This window comes from Mesorhizobium sp. CA4 (assembly GCF_020165075.1).
GTDB lineage: Bacteria > Pseudomonadota > Alphaproteobacteria > Rhizobiales > Rhizobiaceae > Mesorhizobium.
Genome location: NZ_JAIUHK010000026.1, coordinates 1 through 24993 on the forward strand (window position 1 = coordinate 1; position 24993 = coordinate 24993).

The window sequence follows — 24993 nt, forward strand, 5'->3', positions numbered from 1 at the left end:
CGCCCCGCCCGCCAATCATCGTGCGGTAATGGTCGGCATATCGGGCCGCATGCTCGAACATGGCTGCGCTAAAGCCTAACGGATCATCGTGCGATGCTTCGGCTCGGGCGCTCGCCGCCGACTGCGCCTCCTTGAGCTCCTCCCGAAGCATCTGGAAGCCGCTGCGCAGCAAGTCCTCCTTGCCGGTATAATGCGCATAGAATGTCGAGCGGCCGACATCGGCTTCGTCGATAATGTCCTGCACCGAAAGGGCCTCGTAGCCCTTGCGCAGCATCAGCACCAGCAGCGCCTGATGAAGGGCCCTGCGGGTGCGGGCGGCTCTCCGGTCGATTTCCCGAGGCATTGGGTTCGCTCCTTTGCTGTCACACGGATTGGGCGACTTTTCCGGGACAGCGGGCTCGAATTGTCCGCTAACGAACGTTCCCTCCGCTTCTTCCGTCGAAAAACCCGAACAAGCTGTCCATTATTATACGAGCTGTTTCGAAACTGCGCCAGCCGCAGCCCTATGCCGGTATCCGGCCCGGACCTTGCGCTGCTGAAGAAAGGACGTGACGAACATGCATCATATGCGAAGCGAAGCACACGCGGGGGCCGCGATCGGCCCTGAGGCCAACAGGGGCATCGGCTTTCCGCGCCTCTATGATCTGCTGGTGCTGATATTGACCCGCGGGCGCGACAGGGCCTATCGCGAGGCCCTGCTCGATCTTGCCGGCCTGGCGCCGGGCTTCCACTTGCTGGACGTCGGATGCGGCACCGGCACTCAGGCGATTTCGGCCTGGCGCCGCGTGCAGCCCGGCGGATCGGTGGTTGGCGTCGACGTTTCCGAAAAGATGCTTGCCGCCGCGCGCCGCAAGGCGAGCCGGGCCGGCCTCGATATCCCATTTCATCATGCTGATGCGGCCGAGCTGCCGTTCGAGGAAGGTCGCTTCGATGTAGTCACTTTCACGACGGTGCTGCACATGGTGCCGGAGGCAAGGCGCGGTTTTTGTCTGCGCGAGGCCGCGCGCGTTCTGCCCCCCGGCGGGCGGCTGCTGGTGATCGACTACGCCGGACCGGCGGGCGAGCGCAGACACCTGTCGGCAAAGCACGGCCTGCATGGCCAATTCGACCTGCACCGCCTTCGCGAACCGCTGGCAGCAGCCGGGTTCGAGCGCATAGAAGGCGGCCCACTCAACTGGTTGGGCCTTCATTACCTGCGGGGCATCAAATCATGAACACTGCTGTCGTGCTGATGGTTACCCCTTGATCGCGGACCCCACGATCGAATCGACGAAGAAGCGCTGCAGAAAGACGAAGAGTACCAGCGGCGGCAGCACAGCGAGCGTGGCGCCGGCCATCACCAGGCCGGTGTTGATTGCGCCCCTGTTGTAGCTCAAGAGTCGGCTCAGGCTGATGACGATCGGATAGGCGTCGGCATTGCCCTGCAGCACGGTAAGCGGCCAGAGATAGCTGTTCCAGTGATAGACGAAGGCGAAGAGCGCGAGCGCCGCAATCGCGGGTGCTACGCTCGGCGCCACGATCTTGAACAGGATGAGCAACTCGGAGGCGCCGTCCATGCGGGCGGCGTCGATCAGGTCATCCGGCACACCGGCGATGAACTGGCGCATCAGGAAGATGCCGAAAGCATTGGCAAGGTTGGGCACGATGATGCCGGCAAGGCTTGCGCTCAGTCCCATCGATCCGACCATGCGATAGAGCGGGATCAGCGTCACGATCGGCGGCAGGAACATGGTGGCGATCAGCAGCGCGAAGAGCAGCGAGCGGCCGGGGAAGGAATATTTGGCGAAAGCGTAACCGGCCATCATGCTGGTGACCAGGATTCCGGCGGTGGTGACCGTGGCGATGACCAAGGAATTCCACATCGAGCGTCCAAGATTGATGACGCCGGCGACCTTGCCATAGGCCTCCAGCGTCGGCGTATGCGGGATCCACACCGGCGGCACCTGCATGGTCTCGGCCGACGTCTTCAGGCTGGACAGCACCATCCAGGCCAGTGGGAAGGCGGATGCGACGGCGACCAGAAGCATTGCGGTCGCAAGCAGCGCCTTGCGGCCCGACGGGCGCTCGCGCGACAGCGACCGGGTTGCCGCGCTCATTCGCTGTCCTTGCGATCGACGAAGGCAAACAGCGCCGAAACGCAGACGATCAGCGATAGCATCAGCATCACCGCCATGGCGGAGCCCAGCCCGCCCTGCGCGCGTTCGATGCCGACGCGGCGGATATGGTAGGTGAGCACGTTGGTCGAGCCCACCGGTCCGCCTTGCGTGATCAGCGCCACCGGCTCGAACACCTGCACGGCGTTGATGATGGCGATAACGGCGCTGAACAGAAGCGTGCGGCGAAGCAAGGGCAGGGTGATGAAGCGGAACTGTTCTCGGCCGTTGGCGCCGTCGAGCGTCGCCGCCTCATAGAGGCTGCCGGGGATCTGTATCAGCCCGGCGATGGCGAGCACCGTGAAGTAGCCGACCTGCTGCCAGACATTGAGGAAGACGATGGAGAGCAACGCCGAGCGCGGCGAGGAGAGCCAGGGCTGCGGACCGATGCCGACGAGGCCGAGCAACTGGTTGAGCGGTCCCTCGCTCGGCGAATAGAGCTTCGACCAGACGAGCGCCACCGCGATCATCGGCACCATGTAGGTGGAAAACAGCACCGTGCGCAGCGCCGTGCCGCCGGCGACCTCGCGCTGATAGACCATCAGGCCGAAGGCGACCGACAAAGGCAGGATGAGGATGACCGAGAGCGCAGTGTAGATTGCGGTATTGAGCAGCGCCGTCTTGAAATCGCGGCCGACCGAGGTCGGGCCGAAGATTTCTTGGAAATTGTCAAGCCCGGTGAAGCTCGCCTCGGAAAAGGGCGTGTGCGTCGACCAGTCCTGGAACGACAGCCAGATGGTGAGCAGCATCGGCACGAGAACGAACACGCCGATCAATGTCACGGCGGGCGCAAGCATGATGCCCGCCGAGGCACGAAAAGCTCTGGCCATTCACCTGCTTCCGGTCAGGAACCCGAACTTACTTGGCAGCGCGCTCCAGGATCGACGTGGCGTCGGCCTGCGCGTTCGCCTGCGCATCCTTGGCCGAGACCTGTCCATACTGCAACGCCTCGAGCGTCTGCTGCAGCGATTCCGAGAATTCCTGGCCGCCGGGCACGACCGGGAAGGGCCGCGCATCGGCAAGCACCGAGACATAGCCGGACAGGAATTCGGAGCCGAGCTTGTCCTTATGCGCTTCGACGTCGGAAGTGCGTGACGGCAGGATGCCCATAGACATCAATATGTCGGACATGGCCGAGGCGCCGTTCTTGCCCGATTTCGGGTTGTTCAGCCAGGCGAGGAACTCCCAGGCTGCCTTCTGCTCGGCTTCGCCCGCCTTGGCGTTGACGACGGTCATCCAGGAATAGGAGATCGAATGCGGCTTGTCGCCGTGCGGGCCGACGGGGATCGGTGCTGTGGCGACGTTGGCGAACTTGTCGCCCATGCCGGTCTTCAGCGCGCTTTCCCACCAGTTGGCCATGATGATCATGCCGGTCTTGCCGGAGACGAAATTGTCGAGGAACGGACCGGTTGTGTTGGCGTCTGCCGTCGCCATCGCCGGATTGCTCGCGCCGGATTTTATCAAATCTTCATAGAGCGCGAAGGTTTCGGCGGCCTGGGGACTGTCCAGCGCCGGCTTGCCATCCTTGACCAGATTGCCACCATTGGAGACGAGCAGCGAGGCGAAAGGATGGACCACCCCCGCCGCCCATGAATTGATCATGCCGAAGCCCTGTTGGCCCTTGTCCTTATTGGTCAGCTTCGCGGCGGCATCCTTGAATTCGGCCCAGGTCTTGGGCGGAGCGGCGATGCCCGCTTCCTTGAATAGTTCCTTGTTGTAGTTCAGCGCGTAGACGTCGATCTCGTTCGGAATGCCGTAGAGCGTGCCGCCGACCGAGGCGGCGCTGACGACGCCCGCCGGCCAGGCGCTCTTCACCTCGGCTGCCACCGCGTCGGGAGCAGGGGCGACGAGCTTGTCCCGCGCCAGTTCCGGCAGCCACAGATCGTAGATGCCGCCGATCGTCGGACCGTCGGAGGAGCCGCCCTGCGAGCGCAGCGTTGTCAGCAGATCGCCGAACGGAACCGCGCGCACGGTGATGGCGACATCCGGGTGCTCCTTGGAAAAATCCTTGGCTGCCGCTTCGAGCAGGGCCACCGTCTCCGGCGACCAATGCGTCAGATAGGAGATGTTCACCGATTGCGCCCAGCCGCTCGCGGGCAGGGCAACGAGCCCCGCGGCGAGAGCCAGTTTCGAGATCCGGGCCAGCGACATCGGCATCCTCCACTTAACCGTATCAGAGCGGATGACGTTATGACAAGTTTGAGCAAAGGCGCAAGGCCTCTCGCAAATGGACGTGCGGATCCTGTTTGCAGATGAAAGCCTCGATGATCTCGATGCAGTTAGATAACATAAACAAATCATCGAGATAAGATGCAGCTTCCTGGCCGATGTCCGATCGATCGATAGCCATCAACGTCTTTGCGGCTCTTGCGGGTGGCATCATGTCGTTATAATGACATTTGAAAAGATGCTGATCGGAGCCACGAGAGATGACACGGGTTCTCGCCATCGATCTCGGCGGCACCAATCTGCGCGCCGCCGTCCATACGGGCGATATCAGCGCCCTTGCGCCGCAAGTCCGCGAGCCGGCGCCGGGCAGTCTCGATGCGTTCGAGACGCGTATCCGCGCGCTTGCGGCCGCGGGCGAGGCCGAAGCGCTCGGGCTTGCTGTCCCGGGCCTTGTCGAAGGGGCGGTCTGCCGCTGGATCCCGAACCTGCCCTGGCTCGACGGCGTCGATATTGCGGCGCTGTTTCCCGACCTTCGCGTGGCGGTCGGCAATGACGCGCAGATCGCGCTGCTCGCGGAAGCGGCGCAAGGCGCGGCCAAGGACGTGTCCGACGCGATCCTGCTGGCAATCGGCACAGGCATTGGCTCGGCGGTGCTGGCCAATGGCCGCATCGTCGCCGGCGCGCATGGCGGCGCCTGCTCCTTCGGCTGGGCCAGCGCCGACGTCAAGGACCACGGCGAGGATCGCAGCGGCTGGCTGGAACGTGTCGCCTCCGGCCGCGCGCTGGACGCCCTTGCCGCACAGATCGGACTGGCCGACAGCCGCCAGCTGATCGCCGCCGCCAAGGCAGGCCAGCTTGCCGCGCAGACCCTGCTCGAGGTGCCGGCGCGCCAGCTCGGCACGGCGCTCGCCGGCGCCGTGGGGCTGCTCGATCCGGGTATCATCCTGGTCTCGGGCGGTCTGGCGGACGCGCTGGATGTGATCGCGCCGCCTTTGCTTGCGGCGCTACGGCGTCAATTGCCGCCGCATCTGCGCGGCATCGAACTTAGGCCTGGAAAATTCGGCTCTCGCGCCGGCCTGGTTGGGGCCGCGCTTGCCGGACAGGCGGGAAGCGGGTGGAGGCAGATCCGATGAACGAAGCGAGCTTTCAGCAGCCGGACCGCAGGCGACCGGAGCCGCTCTGGTACCAGGTCGAGGAGGCGATCCGCGCCATCGTCAAGAGCGGCGAGTGGGCGACCGGCGACCAGATCCCGGCCGAGGACCGGCTCTGCGCCTTGTTCGGCGTCAGCCGCATCACGCTGCGCCACGCGCTGCGCAATCTGGAGGAAAGCGGGCTGCTCAGGCGCGAACACGGACGGGGCACTTTCGTGCGCTCGGCCACGCTGGTCGCCGGCACACGCGAGCTCACCTCCTTCACCCAGGAGATGGGCAATATCGGCGTGGTCGCCGGCTCGCGCCTGCTCGATTGCAGCCTGACGACGGCGAATGCGGCGGCGGCCGGCGCGCTGGAGATCGAGGAGGGCGATCCTATCGTGCGGATCAGGCGACTGCGGCTAGGCAACAACGAGCCCATCGGTATCCAGACGGCGCAATTGGCAGCCGCGCGCGTACCGGGCTTCCTCGACGCCGGGCTGCTCAAGGGCTCGCTCTACGAGGCGCTGGAGCGTCAGTACGGCATCGTGCCGGTCGAGGCGCGCGAGAACTACCGCGTTGGCGCGGTCAGCGCGACGGACGCCGAGCTCCTCGACCTGCCCGCGGGCAGTCCCGCCTTCGTCGTCGAGCGCATCACCATCGACGAGCGCGGTCCGTTCGAATTCACCGTCTCCGTCATGCGCGGCGACCGCTACGAAATACGCTCGACGCTGCGCGCCAGCCGCCTCCCGAACACCAGAAGCTGACACGATCAACAGGAGTACCGAAGTGTCCGATCTCTACATCCCCCGTCTCGTCGCCCTCATCGAACAGGCATCGAAGGCCAATGAAGAAGCCTTCGGCCAGGCGGCGAGCCGCTTCGCCGACACGCTGCAAAATGGCGGGCTGGTCCATCTCTACGGCTCTGGCCATTCGGTGCTGCCGGCGCAGGAGATGTTCCCGCGCTACGGCAGCTTCGTCGGCTTCAACCCGCTCACCGACCCGCGCGTGATGTGGCACAACGTGCTCGGCGCCGGCGGCGTGCGCGAGCTTTTATGGCTGGAGCGGACCGAGAAATATGCCGAGAAATTCTTGGACCATCAGCCGCTGAACGAGGGAGACTCCATCATCATCTTCGGCCATAGCGGCCGCAATTCGTCGGGCATCGACACCGCGCTCTACGCCAAGAAGCGCGGCATCTTCGTCGTTGCCGTCACCAGCAAGAACAATCTCGACAAGCCGGCCACGCACTCCTCCGGCAAGCGGTTGGCGGACGCGGCCGACCTCGTCATCGACACCTGCTCCCCGATCGAGGACGCGGTGGTGCCGATCGAAGGCTGGAGCCGCCCGGTGGCCGGTTCCTCGACGGTGCTGGCGATGATCATGGCGCATGAATTGCTCGCCCGCACCGCCGAGCAATTGTCGAAGCGCGGCATCGAGCTGCCGGTCTTCGCCTCGCCGACCATCGCGGGCGTCACGCTGCACGACACCGACGTCATCTACGGCGTCTACCGCGAGCGCATGATCGAGGCGCAGAAGAGGCACCTGCCCACCTTCCAGGCGACGATGCGCGGGGAATGATGATGGCTCATGGGAGGAGCATTCGGCGCGCCTCCCGCAAGGCTATCAACGCCGGCGAGGCTTGGTTACGGAATGCTTGGGCGGCGCGTCATTCTCGTCGGGATTGGGGATCGGCTCCTCGTCGGGCAGCCGGTCCGGATCCGGCTCGCGCACCGGCTTCGGCTCCGGGATTGGCGGCGGGGTGGGCACCGGCGTGGGGGATGGGTCCGGATTGGGGAGAATGGCCATCGCGTTTTCCTTCCGCTCTGTGCCCGACAAGCTTTGCTGCGATCCAAAAACCGGGATCTCCTGCCCGACCTTAGCCGACGGTGTGATCTCCGCCGCATTCAGACGCTTCGTCGGGAGGGATCGGCAGCGCAGGCTGGCAGAACGGCCACGCCCGCGGATGGTTCCGACACGATCGCGCCGCGCCATGACGGCAAGTGGCGATCAAATGATTCTGCGCGCCTGTTCCGGCTCTTGCCGGCGACTGGCCGTGCCTTAGTTCCATTGCCAGCGGGTGGCCAATTTGCCGATACAGGAGACGGCCGTGAAGCACCAAACCCTTGACCAAATCAACGCCGTTGCCGACGTTCATGCCGAAGCACCGGCTCTCATCGCCAATCGTGGCCAGCGCCTTGAGCGCTGGGCGCAACTTCTCGAACAAGACCCCGGCCGCCGCCTAACGGCGCTGACGGGCACCGAATACGCTTCGCCTGATGTGCGTCAAAGAATGCGCACGGACGGATCGGCGATCACCGTCGCTTTCGAGGATCCGATCTTTCGCGCGCAAGGCTTGCGGGACGACACCTACGGTGAAGCCAGGCGCTTCTTCGAAATGAGCGACTGGCAGCTGCATGAGGTCGTCTGCCATTGCCACGTCGGCGCCAACATGCCGGCCCGCTGGGCGGCATCGCGCGTGCGCGCGGCGATCTCTCCGGGAGCGGGCATTTTTGCCTGGCTGAGAGCGGTGTTCATGCATTAGAGCGGTTGCGTCGGCGGGATCGCGTCGGACTCGACGGTTGACGGAAACGAAGGAGAGGCGCCGGGCTCTCCTCCGCGTTAGCGGTCGATCTCGCCGAAGACGATGTCGAGCGAACCGATGATCGCCGCGACATCCGCCACCATGTGCCCGCGCGACAGGAAATCCATCGCCTGGAGATGGGCGAAGGAGGGCGCGCGTATCTTGCAGCGATAGGGAATGTTGCTGCCGTTCGAGACCAGATAGACGCCGAACTCGCCCTTCGGCGCCTCGACGGCCGCATAGACTTCGCCAGGCGGCACGCGGTGGCCTTCGGTATAGAGCTTGAAGTGATGGATGGTCGCCTCCATCGAGCGCTTCATGATGGCGCGCCGCGGCGGCGTGATCTTATGGTTGGGCACCGCGACCGGACCCCGGCCATCGGCCGAGCGGAGCTTTTCCAAGCACTGCCGCATGATCCGCACGGACTGGCGCATCTCCTCCATACGCACCAGATAGCGATCGTAGCAGTCGCCATGCTTGCCGATGGGGATGTCGAAATCCATCTCCGAGTAGCATTCATAGGGCTGCGCCTTGCGCAGGTCCCAGGCGGCGCCCGAGCCGCGCACCATGGGGCCGGAGAAGCCCATGCCCCAGGCGTCGTCGAGCGAGATCACGCCGACATCGACATTGCGCTGCTTGAAGATGCGGTTGTCGGTGAGCAGGCCTTCGAGATCGTCGCAAGCCTTCAGGAACGGATCGCAGAAATCCCAGATGTCGTCGAGCAGCTTTTCCGGCAGGTCCTGATGCACGCCGCCGACACGGAAATAATTCGCGTGCATGCGGGCGCCGGATGCGCGTTCATAGAAAACCATCAGCTTCTCGCGTTGGGCGAAGCCCCAGAGCGGCGGCGTCAGCGCGCCGATGTCCATGGCCTGCGTGGTGACATTGAGAAGATGCGACAGGAGCCGGCCGATCTCGCAAAACAGCACGCGGATCAACTGGCCGCGCCGGGGCACGGACAGTTCGAGCAGCTTCTCGGCGGCGAGGCAGAAGGCATGCTCCTGATTCATCGGCGCGACATAATCGAGCCGGTCGAAATAAGGCAGGGCCTGGAGATAGGTCTTGTATTCGATGAGCTTCTCGGTGCCGCGATGCAGGAGCCCGATATGCGGGTCGGCACGGTCGACGATCTCGCCGTCCAGTTCGAGCACCAGCCTGAGCACGCCATGCGCCGAAGGGTGCTGCGGCCCGAAGTTCAGCGTGAAGTTGCGGACCGCGGATTCGGTCATGACGGCCTCCGCAAAAGTGAGGATCGAATGCGGACCGCGGCCCGTCGACCGCCGTCCGGCCAGGGCATGCCTCCCTGGTCAGGCCGTCGTCTGGATGATCAGCGTCAGCGTGCCGTCACCGTCGATGTTGGCGGCGACGACCTGCGAGGAGTTCAGCCCGTTCGCGTGCAGGACCGACGTCGCCTCGGGCGAGGCGTCGACCGAACTCTGCAGCTTGGCCAGTTCCTTGGCCGTCGTCCTGGTGACTATGGCTTCGGCCTGCGCCTTCACTTCCGAAGGCAAGTCCTCCATCGCCACCACGACGATGTTAGTGACATTCTGGGCAGCGGCGTCCTGGCCGGGCTGCGGCTGGCCGGGGATGGGCTCCTGGGCAGGAGGCAACGCTTGCGGCGGCTGCGGATCGGCGCGTTGAGCGGAAGCGGGCTGCGCCAATGCCATTGCCGACAGCGTCAGGACCATCGTCAACATACGCATCGTCTTTCCTTTCGATCTCGAAATTCTGACGACACAACCCCGCGGGTCCGGCGATGGTTCCCGGATAGTCGCCGGTGCGGCTTAAAGAGCCCGCATTGTCCGCAACGTAACCGAATAGCGATGGCGTTCGACCGGCGGGATGGAGTGTTCCCACTCGTTCCGCGCCGGGCCGGCCATGAGATAGATGGATCTGGGCTCGACCTCGATCGTTTCACGGTCCCATGCCGCGCCGTTCTTGCGGCGCAGCCGGAAGTTGCAGGGCGCCAGGAGCGAGACGCCCGCAACGAGCTCGAAATGCGGTTTGTCCCGGTGCCAGCCTATGCCGGCGCCGAGACGATACTCGTTGACCAGCACCTGTGCGAATTCGGCTGCCGGGACGCCCGCGAAGGCGGCGACCTTCGCCCGAAGCGGCAGCAGGAAGTCCGGAATCGGTGGCGCTTCGAGCACTTGGCGGCGCTCATAATCATAGCGCAGGCCGAAGCCGACGACCTGTCTGTTGGCAAGATGGCCGTGGAAATCGAACGGCTTGAAAGGCAGGTGCTGGATGTGACCGACGAGTTCATCTTCCTCATCGCGGGTAATCAGGTCCGGCTGGTAAGAGAAGCCTTCAGGCACGCTTGCGGGCGGCAGGCCGGTGGGCGCACCGAAGAGATCGCCCTGGAAAGCGCCCCCGCCGGTTCGGTTCCTGACTGATGACATGGCGCTGAGATAGGCAATGAGAGCGCTTCTGCAAGGCCGGTCAGGCATGTGGAACCGAGGGGCGCACGAAGGATTAAGAGTTGGAAGAAGGATTAAGAGTTGGAAGCAGGAGGCGGCACATGCCTTCCACCGCGATCCGGAATATCCATTACGATCCGTCGAGGCGGATCCTTTCGGTATGGTTCGTCCCAACCGGCAGGCAATACAACTATGAGGACGTGGGGCCCGAGGTCTATACGGCTTTCAAGGCGGCGTTCTCGAAAGGGCAATTCTTCAACGAATTCGTGCGCGATCGTTTCAGATATCACCTGGTCGAGCACGAAGGTCGTCATTGAGCGCTATGGCCGGTGCACGGAGGGTTGGCTCGGAGTTGCAGCGGCCAGCCGGGCGACGCTATTGGATGGGCGGCCTGTCGGGCGAGGCTAGGTTCAACTCAACGGCCAGAATGGGCATGGGGACTCGGATACGCTCGTTGCTTTGATAGACGACACCGACGCAATTGCGGTGCCGGTCAAAGCATCGAAGTTCTGGCGCCATATGGGCGCTGCGATGAATCCCAGGCCTTGTCGGGCTCGGTGCGAACGAGTTGCACGCAGCCATGTAGCCCTCCGGAAATGTTGGAGCGGTTCGCGCTGCCTTGCGGACAGGTGGCGGGGCAGCGCCAACCCGGCGAACGGATGCCATTGCCCACCGCTCGCCGAGAATTGGCGCCGCGCCGCTACTTGTTGGCAGTGGTGTCGCCGCCCAGATCCTTCTTGAACTGCTCGAAGTCCACCTGCATGCCGTTGAAGATCGTGCTCCAATGCCGTGTGATGGCCGCCATCGCCACCGCCTCCTTGATTTCGGCGTCGGTGGCGCCCGCCTGCCGGGCCGAGACCGTGTCGGACCAGATGCAGTAGTTGCAAGGGATCTGCGCCGATACGGCGAGGGAGATCAGGGCTTTGGTCTTCACGGTCAGGGCGCCGTCGCTGAACTCGAGAGCCTTGGTTTCCGCCCAGGCTCCGGGCAACCCGCTGTCGGGAAGCGCCTTGAGGAAATCCGGCACCTTGCCGAAGGTCTGTTCGATATCCTTATGGGTTGTGGCGAGGGCATTGGACGCATCGTCGGCATAAGCGGACGATGGAACATAGATTAGAAATGCAGCGGTGCCGCCGGCGGCCAGCACCCGCGCGAAGGTGGAAAGCAAAGCGGTCATCATGGAACTCCTCCCGGTCTGGGGACCACTGCGGTCCCTATGGGAAAGAGATGCATTCGCAGCCGCAAAAGTTCGCTCGGCGAGAACGAGCGATAGTTCGTCGGCGTCAGTCCATCGGAAACGGAGGACGCGCAGCCATATGAAGGTAGAGACGCTCCACCTGCGCTGCGCCCTCCTTCATGACCATCACGACGCCGGGCGGGCAGAGATAGGGCGTTTCCGGCGGATTGGCGATCGCAGCCTCGAGCACGGTGATGTTGTCGCTCGCCATGATCCGCTTCGGCTGGACCCGCACGCCCGTTTGCAGATCGGAATCCATCTCCGCATCGAAATGTTCCCGGCCGCGGAAGCGGTTGCCGGTGGTTGACCAGATCAGTTGCAAGTCGTCGGAGAAATGCGAGAGGAACTTGTCGCGCTGCCCGCAATAGAGCGTGCGGAAGGCGTCTTCATAAAATGACCGGCGTTCCGCCTGGAGTTGCTCGTGCGTCTCGTCGCGGTCGCCTGCGGCGGACAGGAGCAGCTCGGACAGTCTGATCTTGGCATCGAACAGCCGGCTCCGCACGGTACCGACCGGAACACCGAGGATGGTCGAAACCTCCTCATAGGAATTGTAGAAGCTGAAATAGCGCAGCATGACCGTGGCGCGATGTTCTTCCGGCAGCTTCCGCAATGCCGCCCACACCCAGTCGCGCAGTTCGCGAGTTTCGATGCCGGTCTCGATCCGCTCGTCGTCCGGCATGTCGCGGAAATGCTGCTCCGCCTGCGCGCCGCCGATCTGCGGCCGGCGCTGCCGCCGCTCGATCAGGCAGCAGTTTCTGAGAATCGCGTGAAGCCATCCGCCTACGGCCGCGGGCTCGCGCAATTGGTCGAGCCGCGCGAGAGCGGTCAGGAAAGTGTCGTGAACGGCATCCTCGGCATTGCTCGTGTAGCCGAGCAGCGATACGGCTGCCGCATAGAGCTGCGGCCGGTGGCGTTCGAACAGCAGACCGAGGCTGTGCACCTGGCCATTCCTGGCCTCCATGACCAGCGCCGCATCGCTGGTTCCTTTCCGCTGCGCAAGGCTCACATGCTCCATACGCGCCTCCGGATTTCGACAATATCATCATCCAAGATGCCTGGCGGAAAGGAAAGTTCGCTTGATGGTCGAGATTTCTGCTCGGATGGGCAGCAGTTCGCGTTCGCCCCGCACTGATACCAGCGGTTTCGGCGATTTTTGCCCGGCGGTCTGAATGGGGCGGAGCTTAACAATCGAGCAGCATCGGAGCGACACAGGCGGTACCGGCGTGCAGGCACCGCTGTGGGGCACGATGACAAAAAACTAATTCAACGCTTAGGAGCCCGATGCAAGGTTGGCGGAGAGAGCGGGATTCGAACCCGCGTTACGGTTTCCCGTAAACACACTTTCCAGGCGTGCGCCTTCAACCACTCGGCCACCTCTCCGTCGTTGACATCTCGCGCTGCCGGTTTCGCCGCGCGGGTTGGGGAGATGCTCCCATGGGAAGTCCTCAACGGATATGTGGTGTGCCTTCAACCGGCAGGCAACCCTTCCCTGCGCCGGTAGCCGTCTAGGCAAACAGGCGCGGGGCTCATCTAGTCGATCCGAAAGCGAATGCCAAGCCATAATGGCGTTGCCGCGGCTTTTGCCGCGGAGCGAGCCGAGGGCGCGGGTCAAGAGGGGCGATCCGTTCGAATGATGTGCACAGGCCCATCGTGCCGCGCCGGTGATGCTTGACTTCACCTCCGCCCGGCTGTCGACTGCGCTAAATCTTTGTTTTCATGCAACCCCGGTGAACGGTTGCGAGCGTTCCCTGGAATTGCCAGTTCGGTTTTTGCAATTTCCGACGAAAAGCCGCCAGGCGGCCTTGCCGGAATTGCTTGGGCGAGGGGCATCGTCCTGGCATGGCGTCGATCGACCAGCAACCCGCGGGGCGACCGGACAGCGGACTTTCCTTCATCCCGGTGGCGTGGCTCGTCATCGTCATGGGCTTGTCGGCCTATGGCCTGATTGCGAACTGGCGGCTGATCGGCGACTTCAGCCTGCCCGAAAATGCATTCCTGCTCGTCTATGGCGGCTTGACCGGCGGCGTGATCACCATCCTGTGGGGATTGTACCTGCTTGGCCTTGCCTTCAACCGCTCGGCCCGCTTCCCGCGCCATTACACGATCTGGCAGATCGCTATCATCATCTGGCTCGTCCTGCGCCAGGCCTATGTGTCCTACGCCTTCGTGTTCTCGGTTGAGGCACTGGGCTTCACCGTGGCCGAGATCGCGATCGGCCTGCTCTGCATCTATCTCCTGCGCAACGGTTCGGGCTCCGAGACCGTCTATGCCAATCCGGAGACCGAGCGGCCGCCGGTCCTGGTCTCGATCCTTGCCGCGCTGCTCGGCATCCTGCTTGGCGGCGCGATCGGCGCCTGCGGCGGGTTCTTCGCCGGCTCCCTGATCGCGGACCTGACGCATATGAGCTGTTTCGAGGGCGCCTGCGGATTTTTCGCGGCTTTTGTCGGCCTGGGCGGCCTGATCGTCGGCGCGATCGCCGGCGGCATTTTCGCCATCTGGCGGGTGAACCGGCGCAAGCCGGCGCGGGCTCGCTAATTTCACGGGCCGCGATTGCGCGGGAACCACGCACGCTCTATGTCGATTGCGGGCTAGACGGGAGCGTTCCCGGGGAGAGCGTCGATGTTGCGTTTCATCTTTCGGCTGGCAGCCATGATTGCGCTGTCGATCTCGGTCATCATGGCGGTGATCGACACGACACGCTCTGTCGCAGCATCGGCGCTGGTGATGACGCCGCTCAACACAAGCTGGCTGGCTGTCTCGCCGGATACCCACGCGGCCTTCGAGACTTTCGTGCGCGCCAAGACAACCTCGCTGGTCTGGGACGGCGCCGTCGCCTGGGTGCTCGCGCAGCCTGGTTTTGCCGTGTTCGCGGTGCTTGCCTTCCTGCTCTACGCCATCGGCTATCGGCGCAAGCGCCGCGGCGCGGAATTCGCCCCAAGTCCCTGAAGGCCCTAGTTTTGACGCTGCTGCGGACGGGTCGGCCACGGCGAAACGCAGAGTCCAACCGCCGGTAACCGCTTTTTCCAACAGGTCAAAATTCCACGTGAATTTTGTTTCGCGCCGTGCCAGATTGACCGCGAGCGGGAGGGGAAAAACACTTCCTGCCTGGCGCCGCAAGCCCGCCGGAGAACCGGGCGGGCAGGCGGTGCAAAAACGGAAAAATAACCGACAGGGTGTGGATCACATGAAACGTATCGTTCTCGGCCTTCTGGCCGCAACCGCAATGGTTCTTCCGGCTTTCGCCGCGGATGTCCAGCCGGCTATCCTTTATGATCTGGGCGGCAAGTTCGACAAATCCTTCAACGAGGCCGCCTATCATGGCGCGGAGAAGTTCAAGGCCGAGACCGGCATCCCCTATGTCGAATTCGAGGTCTCCAACGCCTCGCAGCGCGAGCAGGCGCTGCGCCGCTTCGCCGAGGACGGCCGCAACCCGATCGTCATGGCGGGCTTTGCCTGGGAGGACGCGCTGAAGAAGGTCGCGGCCGAATATACCGATCTCAACTTCGCCATCATCGACGATGCCGTCGACCTGCCCAATGTCCGCTCGCTGGTGTTCAAGGAGAATGAAGGCTCATACCTCGTCGGCATCCTGGCGGCGATGGCGTCGAAGTCGAAGAAGGTCGGCTTTGTCGGCGGCATGGACATCCCCCTGATCCGCAAGTTCGAATGCGGCTATGTCGGCGGCGCCAAGTCGGCCGGCGCCACCGAGGTGATCCAGAACATGACCGGCGACACGCCGGCCGCCTGGAACGACCCGGCCAAGGGCGGCGAGATCGCCAAGACGCAGATCGACCAGGGCGCCGATGTGGTCTACGCGGCTGCTGGCGGCACCGGCGTCGGCGTGCTGCAGGCGGCAGCCGATGCGGGCAAGCTCGGCATCGGCGTCGATTCCAACCAGAACGGCCTGCAGCCCGGCAAGGTGCTGACCTCGATGCTGAAGCGCGTCGACGTTGCCGTCTACAACGCCTTCATGGACGGCAAGAACGGCACCTTCAAAGGCGGCGTCGAAAATCTCGGCCTGAAGGAGGGCGGCGTCGACTACGCTATGGACGACAACAACAAGGCGCTGGTGACCGATGAGATGAAGGCGGCCGTCGAAAAGGCCAAGGCCGATATCATCGCGGGCAAGGTCCAGGTCCACGACTATACCGCCGACAACAATTGCCCGTATTGACCGGCAGTTGAACCAGAGCGGTTCAGCGATTGAACCGCTCCGACTTTTTGTCTTCACCGCCGGGCCAACGCCCGGCGGTTTCATTTGGAGACGGTGATGCAGCCTGCAATTGAAGCGATGGCCGAGGACGACCTCGAACCAATGGCGCGGCTTCGGCTCAAAGCTTTCTTCGAGGGCACGGATCGGACACTCGACGAGGACAGGCCGGCCTGCGCGGGCTGATCGCCGGCGATGGCTTCGAGGCCGCCTTTGTGGCCCACGATCGTGGCCGGCCGGTCGGGAGCTGCATGCTCGTCCGCGACGAGATCAGTTCGCCGCATAATCTGACGCCATGGCTGGCCGGACTGGTCGTCGAGGAAGCCTATCGAAGCGGCGGTGTCGGCACGGCGCTGGTCAGAACCGTAGAGGCCCATGCAGCGACGGCCCGCGTCGGAACGCTCTATCTCTACACCTGGCAGGCGCGCGGCTTTTACGAAGCGCTCGGGTGGTCGGCAGTCGAAACTTTCGAGCAGGACGGCGCGCCGATGCTTCTGATGTCACGCGACCTATAGCGTGCCGGCGAGATAGCCGAGCGCAAAGGCCGCCATGAGGGCAAGCGCGATGACGAAGCCCAGCCTGCCGCCGAGCGAATGCAGGCCGGCCCCATAGGGCTTGCGCTCGAGCCGATGGATCATTGGCGGCGGCGGTTCCGTCTCGCGGGCGGCGACGCCGGCCAGCCGCGGCTGCATCTGCGGCAGTTCGGCAAGGCGTTGCGTGACCAGCTCCCAGCGGTTTTCGCGCTCGTCGGGCCCCGCGGGATCGAAGGCGCGCAAGCGCTCGGCCAGCCGCAGCACCGTCTCGCGAAAGGCGGGATCGATCTCGAGGTCGCGCTCGGCGCGGGCGCGTTCCCTGTCGTTCATCAGGCCAAAGACATAATCGCCGGCCCTGGCGACATTGTCGCTTTCAGTGGACATGGCCGTCTTTCCCCATGGCTTCTCACCAATGCGGCGGCTTGGTCACCGGCACGTCGGAGGCGGTCTGCTCCTCCAATTCCAGGAAACGGTCGGCGAGGGCTGCGAGCTTGCGCTCCATGCGCTCGATCACCTTCCACTGTTCGGCAATCTGGCCGGACAGTTCCTCGATGGTCTTTTCCTGCTCGGCGGCGCGGATTTCCAGCGTCGTCAACCGATCGTCAGGTATTGCCATGCAAAACCGACCCTTCGAATGTGGAGCCTCCACCCAAGCAGATATTCGTGGGATGCCCACAAGTATCTGCTTATGCTCTGTTGGTTCCCGCAGATTCTGATTGCAAACGGTGGAGACTTTTGCGGAACCTGCTCAGGTTCGAAATTGACAAGGGCGCGGGGATTTGTCGAGAGTGAATGGCGTTCCGGCCAATTGGCACGGGCGGGGCATCATGCTAGGCATTTTGACCAAGCGATAAAAAAATAACGAGTGGGACAGGCTGCATGGCGCAAGCCGCAATCGAGCTCATAGGCATCAACAAGAGTTTTGGCGCCGTACGCGCCAATCGCGACATCAACCTGGAGGTCGCGCGCGGCACGATCCACGGCATTGTCGGGGAGAACGGCGCCGGAAAGTCGACGCTGATGTCGATCCTCTACGGTTTCTACCAGGCCGACAGCGGCGAAATCCGCGTCGGCGGCAAGCCGGTGTCGATCAACACCTCGAACGACGCCATCGCGCTCGGCATCGGCATGGTGCACCAGCATTTCATGCTGGTCGACAATTTCACGGTGCTGGAGAACGTCATCCTCGGCGCCGAGAACGATGTGCTGCTGAAAAGCAGCATCGCCAAAGCGCGCTCGGAACTCGACCGGCTGGAGCGCGAATACGGGCTCGAGGTCGATCCCGACGCCATCATCGAAGAGCTGCCGGTCGGCCTGCAGCAGCGTGTCGAAATCCTCAAGGCGCTCTATCGCGGCGCCGAGATCCTGATCCTCGACGAGCCGACGGGCGTGTTGACGCCGGCCGAGGCCGACCACCTCTTCCGCATCCTCAAGCAATTGAAGGATCAAGGAAAAACCATCGTGCTCATCACGCACAAGCTGCGCGAGATCATGGCGATCACCGACACGGTTTCGGTGATGCGCCAGGGCACGATGGTCGCGACCCGCGTGACGAAGGAGACCACGGTCGGCGAACTGGCCGAGCTGATGGTCGGCCGGCGCGTGCTTCTGCGGGTCGAGAAGGGCCAGTCGGAAGCTGGCGCCGTAAAACTCTCGGTCAAGAACCTGACGGTGAAGGATTCGCGCGGCGTCACCATGGTCGACAACGTCTCCTTCGACGTGCGCGGCGGCGAGATCGTCGGCATCGCCGGCGTTGCCGGCAACGGCCAGTCCGAGCTGTTGGAGGCAATCTCCGGCATCCGGCATGCGGTTTCCGGCGAGGTGATGCTGGAAGGCAAGCCGATCGATCTCACCGGCAAGGCCGATCCCGGCGAATTGCGCGACCGGGGGCTCGCCCATGTACCGGAGGACCGCCACCATGTCGGACTGGTGCTCGCCTTCGAGGAGAACGAGAATTCGATCCTCGGCTATCATGACGACGAGCGCTATCTGAAGGGGCCGTTCCTCGACGTCGATGCCATCATGGCCGACGCTAAGGACAAGATTGAGAAATACGACATCCGCCCGGGCAATCCGCGGCTGAAGACAGCTAATTTCTCCGGCGGCAATCAGCAGAAGATCGTGCTGGCCAGGGAGATGGAGCAGGATCCGGGCGTGCTGATCGTCGGTCAGCCGACGCGCGGCGTCGATGTCGGCGCCATCGAATTCATCCACAAGCGGCTGATCGCCATGCGCGACCAGGGCAAGGCGGTGCTGGTGGTCTCGGTCGAGCTCGACGAGATCCGCTCGCTGTCCGACCGCATCCTGGTGATGTTCGCCGGCCGTGTCGTCGGCGAGCGCGGCCCTGACGCGACCGAAGGGGAGCTCGGCCTGCTCATGGCCGGCGTCGAGCACCAGGAGGCCGCCGAATGAGCACGCCTTACGCCAAGCTGCCGGCCTGGGCCGATTATGGGTTGATTCCGGTGATCAACCTGGCGGTCGCCTTCATCGTCGCCGGCTTCGTCGTCATGCTGGTCGGGGAAAATCCGTTCCGTGCCGCCGTCATCCTGGTCGAAGGCGCCTTCGGCAAGGGCACAGGCATAGCCTTCACGCTCTTCTACGCCACGACCTTCATCTTCACCGGGCTGTCGGTGGCGGTGGCGGCGCATTGCAGCCTTTTCAACATCGGCACCGAGGGCCAGGCCTATATAGGCGGCCTGGGCATCGCGCTGGTGTGCCTGAGCTTCGACAGCGTGCTGCCCTGGTGGGTGATCTTTCCCATCGCGATCATTGCCGCGGCGGCGTTCGGCGCGCTGTGGGGCCTGATCCCGGCCTATCTGCAGGCCAAGCGCGGCTCGCACATCGTCATCACCACCATCATGTTCAACTTCATCGCGGCCTCGGTGATGGTCTATCTGCTGGTCGGCCCGCTGAAGCCGGCCGGCTCGCAGGCGCCGCAGACGCGCAATTTCCTCGCCGGCGCCGAACTGCCGAAGCTCAACTGGATCATCGAATTGTTCGGCGCCAAGATACGTTCCGCGCCGCTCAACATCTGCTTCCTGCTGGCGCTGGTCATGGCCTTCCTGGTCTGGCTTTTGATCTGGCGCACCAGGCTGGGCTATGAGATGCGCACCTATGGCCACAGCCCGAAGGCGGCGCGCTACGCAGGCATATCGGAAACGCGCATCATCATCACCGCGATGATGATCTCGGGCGCCTTGGCCGGCATGATGGCACTCAACCCGGTGATGGGCGATCAGCATAATGTCGCGATCGATTTCGTGTCCGGCGCCGGCTATGTCGGCATCGCGGTGGCGCTGATGGGCCGGCTGCATCCGGTCGGCATCGTCTTGGCGGCGATCCTGTTCGGCATGCTCTACCAGGGCGGCGCCGAGCTTGCCTTCGAGATGCCGGCGATCAGCCGCGACATGATCGTCATCATCCAGGGCTTGGTCATCCTCTTTGCCGGCGCGCTGGAACACATGTTCAGGCCTTACATCCAGGCGCTGTTTGCCTCGGTCAGTCCGAAGTCGGTCGGCATGCGGGCGGTCAAAGGCACGGGGGCCTGAGATGGACATGTTCAACGCAATCGTCCAGGTGCTCGATTCGACGATCCGCCTTTCGGTGCCGCTGCTGCTCGCCTGCCTGGCGGGCCTCTATTCGGAACGGGCCGGCATCTTCGACATCGGGCTCGAAGGCAAGATGCTGGTCGGCGCCTTTGCCGGAGCGTCGGCCGCCGCCGTCTTCCACTCGGCGCTGATCGGTCTCGGCACGGCGGTGCTGATCTCCGTCGCCTTCGCGCTGGTGCACGGCTTCGCCTCGATCACGCATCGCGGCAACCAGATCGTCTCCGGCGTGGCGATCAATTTCATCGCCGCCGGATCGACCATCATCCTCGGCCAGGCCTGGTTCCAGCAGGGCGGGCGCACGCCGGCGCTGCAGCCGAGCGAGCGCTTCGAGGCGATCACCTGGCCCGGCGCCGACGCGGTCAGGGATGTGCCGGTCATCGGTCCGATCTATGGCGAGCTAATCTCCGGCCATTCGATCCTGGTCTATTTCGCCTTTGCCATGGTGCCGTTCACCTGGTGGGTGCTGTTTCGCACCCGCTTTGGGCTGAGGATGCGTGCCGTCGGTGAAAACCCGGCCGCCGTCGATACCGCCGGTATCTCGGTCGCCTGGCTGCGCTATCGCGCGCTGATCTGCACCGGCATTCTCACCGGGGTCGCCGGCGCCTATCTCTCGATGGTGCAGAATGGCGGCTTCGTGAAGGACATGACTGCGGGCAAGGGCTATATCGCGCTGGCGGCGCTCATCTTCGCCAAATGGAAGCCGGTCAACGCCATGTTCGCCTGCCTTTTGTTCGGCTTCCTCGATGCCGCAGCGATCCGCCTGCAGGGCTCGCCGCTGCCGATCATCGGCAAGGTGCCGGTGCAGTTCATGCAGGCGCTGCCCTATGTGCTCACCGTCATCCTGCTCGCCGGCTTCATCGGCAAGGCCATTCCGCCGCGCGCCGGCGGCGTGCCTTACGTGAAGGAACGCTAAGGCGCAATTTCGTCCAGCGGCGACCGGCATTTGAACAAGATCGTGGGAGAGAAGAACCGGATGTCGCATGATCTGTTCGAGGCGGCGAAGACGGCGATGGCCAAGGCCTATGCGCCCTATTCGAAGTTCCCGGTGGGCGCAGCGCTGCGCACGGAGGACGGGCGCGTCTTCACCGGCGCCAACATCGAGGTGGCGTCCTATCCGGAAGGCTGGTGCGCGGAGACGACGGCGCTTGGCCACTACATCATGGGCGGCGGCGGCAAGATCATCGAGATCGCGGTGATCGCCGAACGCATGGCCAAATGCTCGCCCTGCGGCGGCTGCCGGCAGCGGCTGGCGGAATTCTGCCGGCCGGAGACGAAGCTCTATCTGTGCGACAATAGCGGCGTGGCCGAGACGGTGACCATGGGCGACATGCTGCCCTACGGCTTCAGGGGCGACATATTGAAATGAAGAGCGGGGCTGAAATGAAGGAAGCGCTGGATCATCTGGTCGAGAAGCTGGACGGGCTAGCGCCCACAGTGGCGCTCGTGCTGGGCTCGGGCCTCGGGGGGCTGGTCGATCAGGTCAAGGATGCCAGGCGCATTTCCTATGCCGAATTGCCGGGATTCCCGCGCAGCGGTGTCTCCGGCCATGCCGGCGAGGTGGTGGCCGGGCATTTCGCCGGCACGCCGGTGCTGATGTTGTCCGGCCGGGCGCATTATTACGAGCATGGCAACGCGGCCGCGATGCGTCCGGCGCTTGAGGTGCTTGCCGGCATCGGCATCTCGCACCTCATCCTCACCAATGCCGCCGGCTCGGTGGACCCAGAAATGGGACCGGGCTCGGTGATGCTGATCACTGACCACATCAATTTCTCCGGCTCCAACCCGCTGATCGGCGAGCCGAGCGACCGCCGCTTCGTCGGCCTCACGGAGGCCTATGATGCGGGCCTGCGCAAGGCGATCGAGAAAGCGGCGAAGGCAACGGGAACCGCGCTGCATCAAGGCGTCTATATGTGGTTCTCGGGACCATGCTTCGAAACGCCGGCCGAGATCCGCATGGCGCGCGTCATGGGGGCCAACGCCGTCGGCATGTCTACCGTGCCGGAGGTCATCCTCGCCCGCTTCCTCGGGCTCAAGGTCGCCGCCTGCTCGGTCGTCACCAACCTGGCGGCCGGCATGACGGGAGCGGAACTCTCACACCAGGAAACCAAGGACATGGCGCCGGTCGGCGGCGCGCGGCTGGCGACGATCCTGCGGCGCGTCTTCCAGGACGGCTTGCCCGACTGATGCTTCCGCAGGAGATCATCCGTCGCAAACGCGACGGCCACAAACTCTCGGCCGACGAGATCGCAGCCTTCGTTGCCGGGCTGACGGCCGGCACCATCTCCGAGGGCCAGGTCGGCGCTTTTGCGATGGCGGCTTTCCTCAACGGCATGAGCCGTGAGGAAGCCGTCGCGCTGACGATCGCCATGCGCGATTCCGGCGACGTGCTCGACTGGTCCGACCTGCCGGGCCCGGTCACCGACAAGCATTCGACCGGCGGCGTCGGCGACAATGTCTCGCTGATGCTGGCGCCGATCGTCGCCGCCTGCGGCGCTTATGTGCCGATGATCTCGGGCCGCGGCCTCGGCCACACCGGCGGCACGCTGGACAAGATGGATGCCATCCCCGGCTATGCCAGCCAGCCGGACGTGGCGCTTTTTCGCAAGACGGTGCTCGAGACCGGTTGCGCCATCATCGGCCAGACTGCCAATCTCGCGCCGGCCGACCGCCGGCTCTACGCGATCCGCGACGTCACCGGCACGGTCGAATCGGTCCCGCTGATCACCGCCTCGATCCTGTCGAAGAAGCTGGCCGCGGGCTTGGGCTCGCTGGTGCTCGACGTCAAGGTCGGCAACGGCGCCTTCATGGAAAAGTCGCGCGACGCGGCCGCCCTGGCGAACAGCCTGGTCGAGGTGGCCAATGGCGCCGGCCTGAGCGCCTCGGCGCTGGTGACGGGTATGAACGAGCCGCTGGCCTCGGCCGCCGGCAATGCGGTCGAGGTGAAGAATGGCGTCGATTTTCTCACCGGCCGCTATCGCGACCGCCGGCTGGAGGAGGTGACGCTGGCTCTCGCCGCCGAGATGCTGCAGGCGGCGGGCCTCGTCTCGTCCTACCAGGACGGTACCAGGCGCGCCACCGAAGCGCTCGCCGGCGGCCGTGCCGCAGCCGTGTTCGCGCGGATGGTTTCCGCGCTTGGCGGTCCCGGCGATTTCATCGAGAAGCCGGAGAATTATCTGCCGACGGCGCCGGTCGAACTGGCCGTCAAAGCGGAACAGGAAGGGTTCGTGACCGGCATCGCCACGCGGGACATCGGGCTTGCCGTCGTCACGCTCGGCGGCGGGCGCTCCCATCCGGACGACAAAATCGATCATGCCGTCGGTCTGACCCGGCTGTTGCCGGTCGGCGCCGAGCTGCGCCCGGGCGAGGCGCTGGCGCTGGTGCATGCCCGCACCAATGCGGAGGCCGAGGCGGCGGCGGCGGCCGTGCGAGCGGCTTATACGATCGGCGGTTCCAAACCGCCCGCCGAAAAGACCGTGCTCAGGCGGATACTGCCGCGCTGATCGGACTTACTGGACGAGCAGCAGCGCGCCGTTCTGGACCTGGTATTTCTGCAACCGCTGCAGGAAGCTCATGCCGATCAGGTTGGTCTGCAACGCTTTGTCGTCGAGCACCATCGCCTGGACGCCGTCGACGGAGATCTTGCCGATCTGCAGGCGCTCGACCGTCACCACGGCGGCTTTAATCACCCCGTTGGCGGTGTTCACCTGGCGATTGAAGTCGGACGGGTTGAGCGAGATGCCGATCCTGCGCGCGGTCGAGGCGTTGATGGCGACCAGCGTCGCGCCGGTGTCGATCAAGCCGTCGATCTGGCGGCCGTTGAGCTTGAACTGCGACGTGAAGTGGCCGCGCGCATCGGCGTTGACCAGCACCTGGCGGCCGAGCGGCATCGGCGTCGGCGGTTTGTCCGGGACCGAAGCGAGATTGACCTGCGGCTGAGCTTCCGGTGCTGCCGGCTGCGAGGCGACGGTCGACTTCAGCAGGCCGTCCACCAGATGCGGGTTAGCCTGATAGACGATCGGAATCGAAGCCGAGGTTCCGGCAAAGATGCCGAGGATAAGAAGCTTGCGCAGCATGGATGCCCCCTGGAGCGTTTCATCGTTTCAAGGAAACGTTGAACCGCTCTATCCCTTTGTTTCGGGGCAATTCCGAACGGAAAACCGCTTCACACTTTCCTGGAATTGCTCCCGAAGGCAGCATCCTTAAGCCCGGCATGGTGTGTACGACTTTAACGCGTGCGGGAACCGCAAGCTTGCGTAAACGGCCAGTTAAGAAGGGCGCTCACTTTGTCCCGTACATGCGGTCGCCGGCATCGCCGAGGCCGGGCATGATGTAGCCCTTGTCGTTCAGCTGCCGGTCGATCGAGGCGGTGAAGATCGGCACGTCCGGATGCGCCTTGGTGAAGCGCTCGATGCCTTCCGGCGCGGCCAGAAGGCAGAGGAAGCGGATGTTGGTGGCGCCGCGTCCCTTCAGCTTGTCGATCGCGGCGATCGCCGAATTGGCGGTTGCCAGCATCGGATCGACGACGATCACCAGACGGTCGGCAAGGTCGCTCGGCGCCTTGAAGAAATATTCGACCGCTTCCAGCGTCTCGTGGTCGCGGTAGAGGCCGATATGGGCGACGCGGGCGGCCGGCACCAGGTCGAGCAGGCCCTCGAGCAGGCCGTTGCCGGCGCGCAGCACCGAGGCGAAGACCAGCTTCTTGCCTTCCAGCGTCGGCGCCTCCATCTCCTCGATCGGGGTCTCGATCATGGTCGTGGTCAGCTCGAGATTGCGGGTCACCTCGTAGCCGAGCAGAAGCGAAATCTCACGCAGCAGCCGCCGGAAACCGGCCGTCGAGGTCTCCTTCTTGCGCATGATGCTCAACTTGTGCTGGACAAGGGGGTGGTCGACGACGGTGACGCCCTGCATGATGTGCTCCGACTGGTTCGGGGTAGTAGTCAGTAGTGAGT

At 64.2% G+C, this 24993-nt stretch carries 31 protein-coding genes and 1 tRNA gene; 17 read left to right on the forward strand and 15 right to left on the reverse strand.

Annotated features, from left to right (window positions below; genetic code table 11):
- Positions 1–274 (reverse strand): TetR/AcrR family transcriptional regulator (locus tag LB528_RS20440; protein ID WP_411962225.1); only part of this gene is annotated, 274 nt, incomplete at its 3' end.
- 283 nt (positions 275–557) lie between these two features.
- Between LB528_RS20440 and LB528_RS20445 the strand changes: the two genes are divergently transcribed.
- Positions 558–1214: a class I SAM-dependent methyltransferase gene (locus LB528_RS20445; RefSeq protein WP_224716132.1), complete on the forward strand. Its 657-nt coding sequence runs from the start codon at positions 558–560 to the stop codon at positions 1212–1214.
- A 21-nt stretch (positions 1215–1235) separates the two neighbouring features.
- On the opposite strand, the gene LB528_RS20450 is transcribed toward LB528_RS20445, so the two are convergent.
- The 3 genes from LB528_RS20450 to LB528_RS20460 are packed head-to-tail and all read right to left on the reverse strand — an operon-like array spanning position 1236 to position 4304.
- Positions 1236–2096 (reverse strand): carbohydrate ABC transporter permease, encoded by an 861-nt coding sequence (locus tag LB528_RS20450; protein WP_224716081.1) that lies wholly within the window; start codon positions 2094–2096, stop codon positions 1236–1238.
- On the reverse strand, positions 2093–2983 hold the full coding sequence (locus LB528_RS20455) for a carbohydrate ABC transporter permease (protein ID WP_224716082.1): 891 nt from the start codon (positions 2981–2983) through the stop codon (positions 2093–2095). The genes LB528_RS20450 and LB528_RS20455 overlap by 4 nt, the downstream gene beginning before the upstream one ends.
- Positions 2984–3011: 28 nt before the next feature.
- Complete coding sequence (locus tag LB528_RS20460) at positions 3012–4304, reverse strand: ABC transporter substrate-binding protein (protein ID WP_224513911.1); 1293 nt, start codon at positions 4302–4304, stop codon at positions 3012–3014.
- A 278-nt stretch (positions 4305–4582) separates the two neighbouring features.
- Here LB528_RS20460 and LB528_RS20465 point away from each other — a divergent pair, with 278 nt between their 5' ends.
- The 3 genes from LB528_RS20465 to LB528_RS20475 are packed head-to-tail and all read left to right on the forward strand — an operon-like array spanning position 4583 to position 7033.
- On the forward strand, positions 4583–5455 hold the full coding sequence (locus LB528_RS20465) for an ROK family protein (RefSeq protein WP_224513912.1): 873 nt from the start codon (positions 4583–4585) through the stop codon (positions 5453–5455).
- The gene (locus tag LB528_RS20470; protein ID WP_224513913.1) at positions 5452–6219 is read left to right on the forward strand and encodes a GntR family transcriptional regulator; all 768 of its coding nucleotides are present in this window, start codon (positions 5452–5454) and stop codon (positions 6217–6219) included. Before LB528_RS20465 ends, LB528_RS20470 begins: the two co-directional genes overlap by 4 nt.
- 22 nt (positions 6220–6241) lie before the next feature.
- Positions 6242–7033 (forward strand): sugar isomerase domain-containing protein, encoded by a 792-nt coding sequence (locus LB528_RS20475; protein WP_224716083.1) that lies wholly within the window; start codon positions 6242–6244, stop codon positions 7031–7033.
- Positions 7034–7078: 45 nt separating this feature from the next.
- Here the strand turns inward: LB528_RS20475 and LB528_RS20480 are convergent, their stop codons facing one another.
- Positions 7079–7261: a hypothetical protein gene (locus LB528_RS20480; protein ID WP_224716084.1), complete on the reverse strand. Its 183-nt coding sequence runs from the start codon at positions 7259–7261 to the stop codon at positions 7079–7081.
- A gap of 301 nt (positions 7262–7562) precedes the next feature.
- Between LB528_RS20480 and LB528_RS20485 the strand changes: the two genes are divergently transcribed.
- Positions 7563–7997, forward strand: a complete 435-nt coding sequence (locus LB528_RS20485) for a hypothetical protein (RefSeq protein ID WP_224513916.1) — start codon at positions 7563–7565, stop codon at positions 7995–7997.
- A gap of 77 nt (positions 7998–8074) precedes the next feature.
- Here LB528_RS20485 and LB528_RS20490 read toward each other — a convergent pair whose 3' ends face one another.
- The 3 genes from LB528_RS20490 to LB528_RS20500 form a co-directional block, all read right to left on the reverse strand.
- Positions 8075–9265: an NADH-quinone oxidoreductase subunit D gene (locus tag LB528_RS20490; protein WP_224716085.1), complete on the reverse strand. Its 1191-nt coding sequence runs from the start codon at positions 9263–9265 to the stop codon at positions 8075–8077.
- A gap of 78 nt (positions 9266–9343) precedes the next feature.
- A complete protein-coding gene (locus LB528_RS20495; protein WP_224513918.1) occupies positions 9344–9739 on the reverse strand; it encodes a hypothetical protein in 396 nt (131 codons plus the stop codon).
- Positions 9740–9820: 81 nt separating this feature from the next.
- Positions 9821–10438, reverse strand: coding sequence for an alpha-ketoglutarate-dependent dioxygenase AlkB (locus LB528_RS20500; protein ID WP_224716086.1), 618 nt, complete (start codon positions 10436–10438; stop codon positions 9821–9823).
- Positions 10439–10557: 119 nt separating this feature from the next.
- Between LB528_RS20500 and LB528_RS20505 the strand changes: the two genes are divergently transcribed.
- The gene (locus tag LB528_RS20505; RefSeq protein ID WP_224513920.1) at positions 10558–10773 is read left to right on the forward strand and encodes a KTSC domain-containing protein; all 216 of its coding nucleotides are present in this window, start codon (positions 10558–10560) and stop codon (positions 10771–10773) included.
- 383 nt (positions 10774–11156) lie between these two features.
- Here the strand turns inward: LB528_RS20505 and LB528_RS20510 are convergent, their stop codons facing one another.
- The 3 genes from LB528_RS20510 to LB528_RS20520 form a co-directional block, all read right to left on the reverse strand.
- The gene (locus LB528_RS20510) at positions 11157–11633 is read right to left on the reverse strand and encodes a carboxymuconolactone decarboxylase family protein (protein ID WP_411962224.1); all 477 of its coding nucleotides are present in this window, start codon (positions 11631–11633) and stop codon (positions 11157–11159) included.
- Positions 11634–11739: 106 nt separating this feature from the next.
- The gene (locus LB528_RS20515; RefSeq protein ID WP_224513922.1) at positions 11740–12708 is read right to left on the reverse strand and encodes an RNA polymerase sigma factor; all 969 of its coding nucleotides are present in this window, start codon (positions 12706–12708) and stop codon (positions 11740–11742) included.
- A 275-nt stretch (positions 12709–12983) separates the two neighbouring features.
- Positions 12984–13073: transfer RNA gene (locus LB528_RS20520), tRNA-Ser, on the reverse strand.
- A gap of 459 nt (positions 13074–13532) precedes the next feature.
- On the opposite strand from LB528_RS20520, the gene LB528_RS20525 reads away from it, so the two are divergent.
- The 5 genes from LB528_RS20525 to LB528_RS20540 all read left to right on the forward strand — a co-directional run bounded on the left by LB528_RS20525 (position 13533) and on the right by LB528_RS20540 (position 16418).
- Entirely contained in the window at positions 13533–14228 is a 696-nt protein-coding gene (locus LB528_RS20525) for a hypothetical protein (RefSeq protein WP_224716088.1), read from the forward strand.
- A gap of 84 nt (positions 14229–14312) precedes the next feature.
- Positions 14313–14639, forward strand: a complete 327-nt coding sequence (locus LB528_RS20530; protein WP_224716089.1) for a hypothetical protein — start codon at positions 14313–14315, stop codon at positions 14637–14639.
- A gap of 238 nt (positions 14640–14877) precedes the next feature.
- Positions 14878–15867 carry a BMP family protein gene (locus LB528_RS20535; protein ID WP_224513925.1) on the forward strand — a complete coding sequence of 330 codons (990 nt, stop codon included), beginning with the start codon at positions 14878–14880 and terminating at the stop codon, positions 15865–15867.
- A 96-nt stretch (positions 15868–15963) separates the two neighbouring features.
- The gene (locus LB528_RS30275; protein ID WP_263487388.1) at positions 15964–16089 is read left to right on the forward strand and encodes a hypothetical protein; all 126 of its coding nucleotides are present in this window, start codon (positions 15964–15966) and stop codon (positions 16087–16089) included.
- Positions 16090–16154: 65 nt separating this feature from the next.
- Entirely contained in the window at positions 16155–16418 is a 264-nt protein-coding gene (locus LB528_RS20540) for a GNAT family N-acetyltransferase (protein ID WP_263487389.1), read from the forward strand.
- On the opposite strand, the gene LB528_RS20545 is transcribed toward LB528_RS20540, so the two are convergent.
- Both LB528_RS20545 and LB528_RS20550 read right to left on the reverse strand, forming a co-directional pair.
- Complete coding sequence (locus tag LB528_RS20545; RefSeq protein WP_224716090.1) at positions 16413–16820, reverse strand: hypothetical protein; 408 nt, start codon at positions 16818–16820, stop codon at positions 16413–16415. The two genes, LB528_RS20540 and LB528_RS20545, sit on opposite strands and share 6 nt — an antisense overlap.
- Before the next feature lie 22 nt (positions 16821–16842).
- On the reverse strand, positions 16843–17052 hold the full coding sequence (locus LB528_RS20550) for a SlyX family protein (RefSeq protein ID WP_224716091.1): 210 nt from the start codon (positions 17050–17052) through the stop codon (positions 16843–16845).
- Positions 17053–17315: 263 nt separating this feature from the next.
- On the opposite strand from LB528_RS20550, the gene LB528_RS20555 reads away from it, so the two are divergent.
- The 6 genes from LB528_RS20555 to deoA are packed head-to-tail and all read left to right on the forward strand — an operon-like array spanning position 17316 to position 23544.
- Entirely contained in the window at positions 17316–18848 is a 1533-nt protein-coding gene (locus tag LB528_RS20555) for an ABC transporter ATP-binding protein (RefSeq protein ID WP_224513930.1), read from the forward strand.
- Positions 18845–19984, forward strand: a complete 1140-nt coding sequence (locus LB528_RS20560) for an ABC transporter permease (protein ID WP_224716092.1) — start codon at positions 18845–18847, stop codon at positions 19982–19984. The genes LB528_RS20555 and LB528_RS20560 overlap by 4 nt, the downstream gene beginning before the upstream one ends.
- Before the next feature lies 1 nt (position 19985).
- Positions 19986–20957 (forward strand): ABC transporter permease, encoded by a 972-nt coding sequence (locus LB528_RS20565; protein ID WP_224716093.1) that lies wholly within the window; start codon positions 19986–19988, stop codon positions 20955–20957.
- A 60-nt stretch (positions 20958–21017) separates the two neighbouring features.
- Positions 21018–21410: a cytidine deaminase gene (gene cdd, locus LB528_RS20570; protein ID WP_224514043.1), complete on the forward strand. Its 393-nt coding sequence runs from the start codon at positions 21018–21020 to the stop codon at positions 21408–21410.
- Positions 21407–22228: a purine-nucleoside phosphorylase gene (locus LB528_RS20575; protein ID WP_263487390.1), complete on the forward strand. Its 822-nt coding sequence runs from the start codon at positions 21407–21409 to the stop codon at positions 22226–22228. Before cdd ends, LB528_RS20575 begins: the two co-directional genes overlap by 4 nt.
- A complete protein-coding gene (gene deoA / locus LB528_RS20580; RefSeq protein WP_224716095.1) occupies positions 22228–23544 on the forward strand; it encodes a thymidine phosphorylase in 1317 nt (438 codons plus the stop codon). Before LB528_RS20575 ends, deoA begins: the two co-directional genes overlap by 1 nt.
- Positions 23545–23550: 6 nt before the next feature.
- Here deoA and LB528_RS20585 read toward each other — a convergent pair whose 3' ends face one another.
- Positions 23551–24117: a TIGR02281 family clan AA aspartic protease gene (locus tag LB528_RS20585; protein WP_224716096.1), complete on the reverse strand. Its 567-nt coding sequence runs from the start codon at positions 24115–24117 to the stop codon at positions 23551–23553.
- Between the two features lie 205 nt (positions 24118–24322).
- Positions 24323–24952, reverse strand: coding sequence for a uracil phosphoribosyltransferase (gene upp / locus LB528_RS20590; RefSeq protein ID WP_224513943.1), 630 nt, complete (start codon positions 24950–24952; stop codon positions 24323–24325).
- Between the last annotated feature and the right edge of the window lie 41 nt (positions 24953–24993).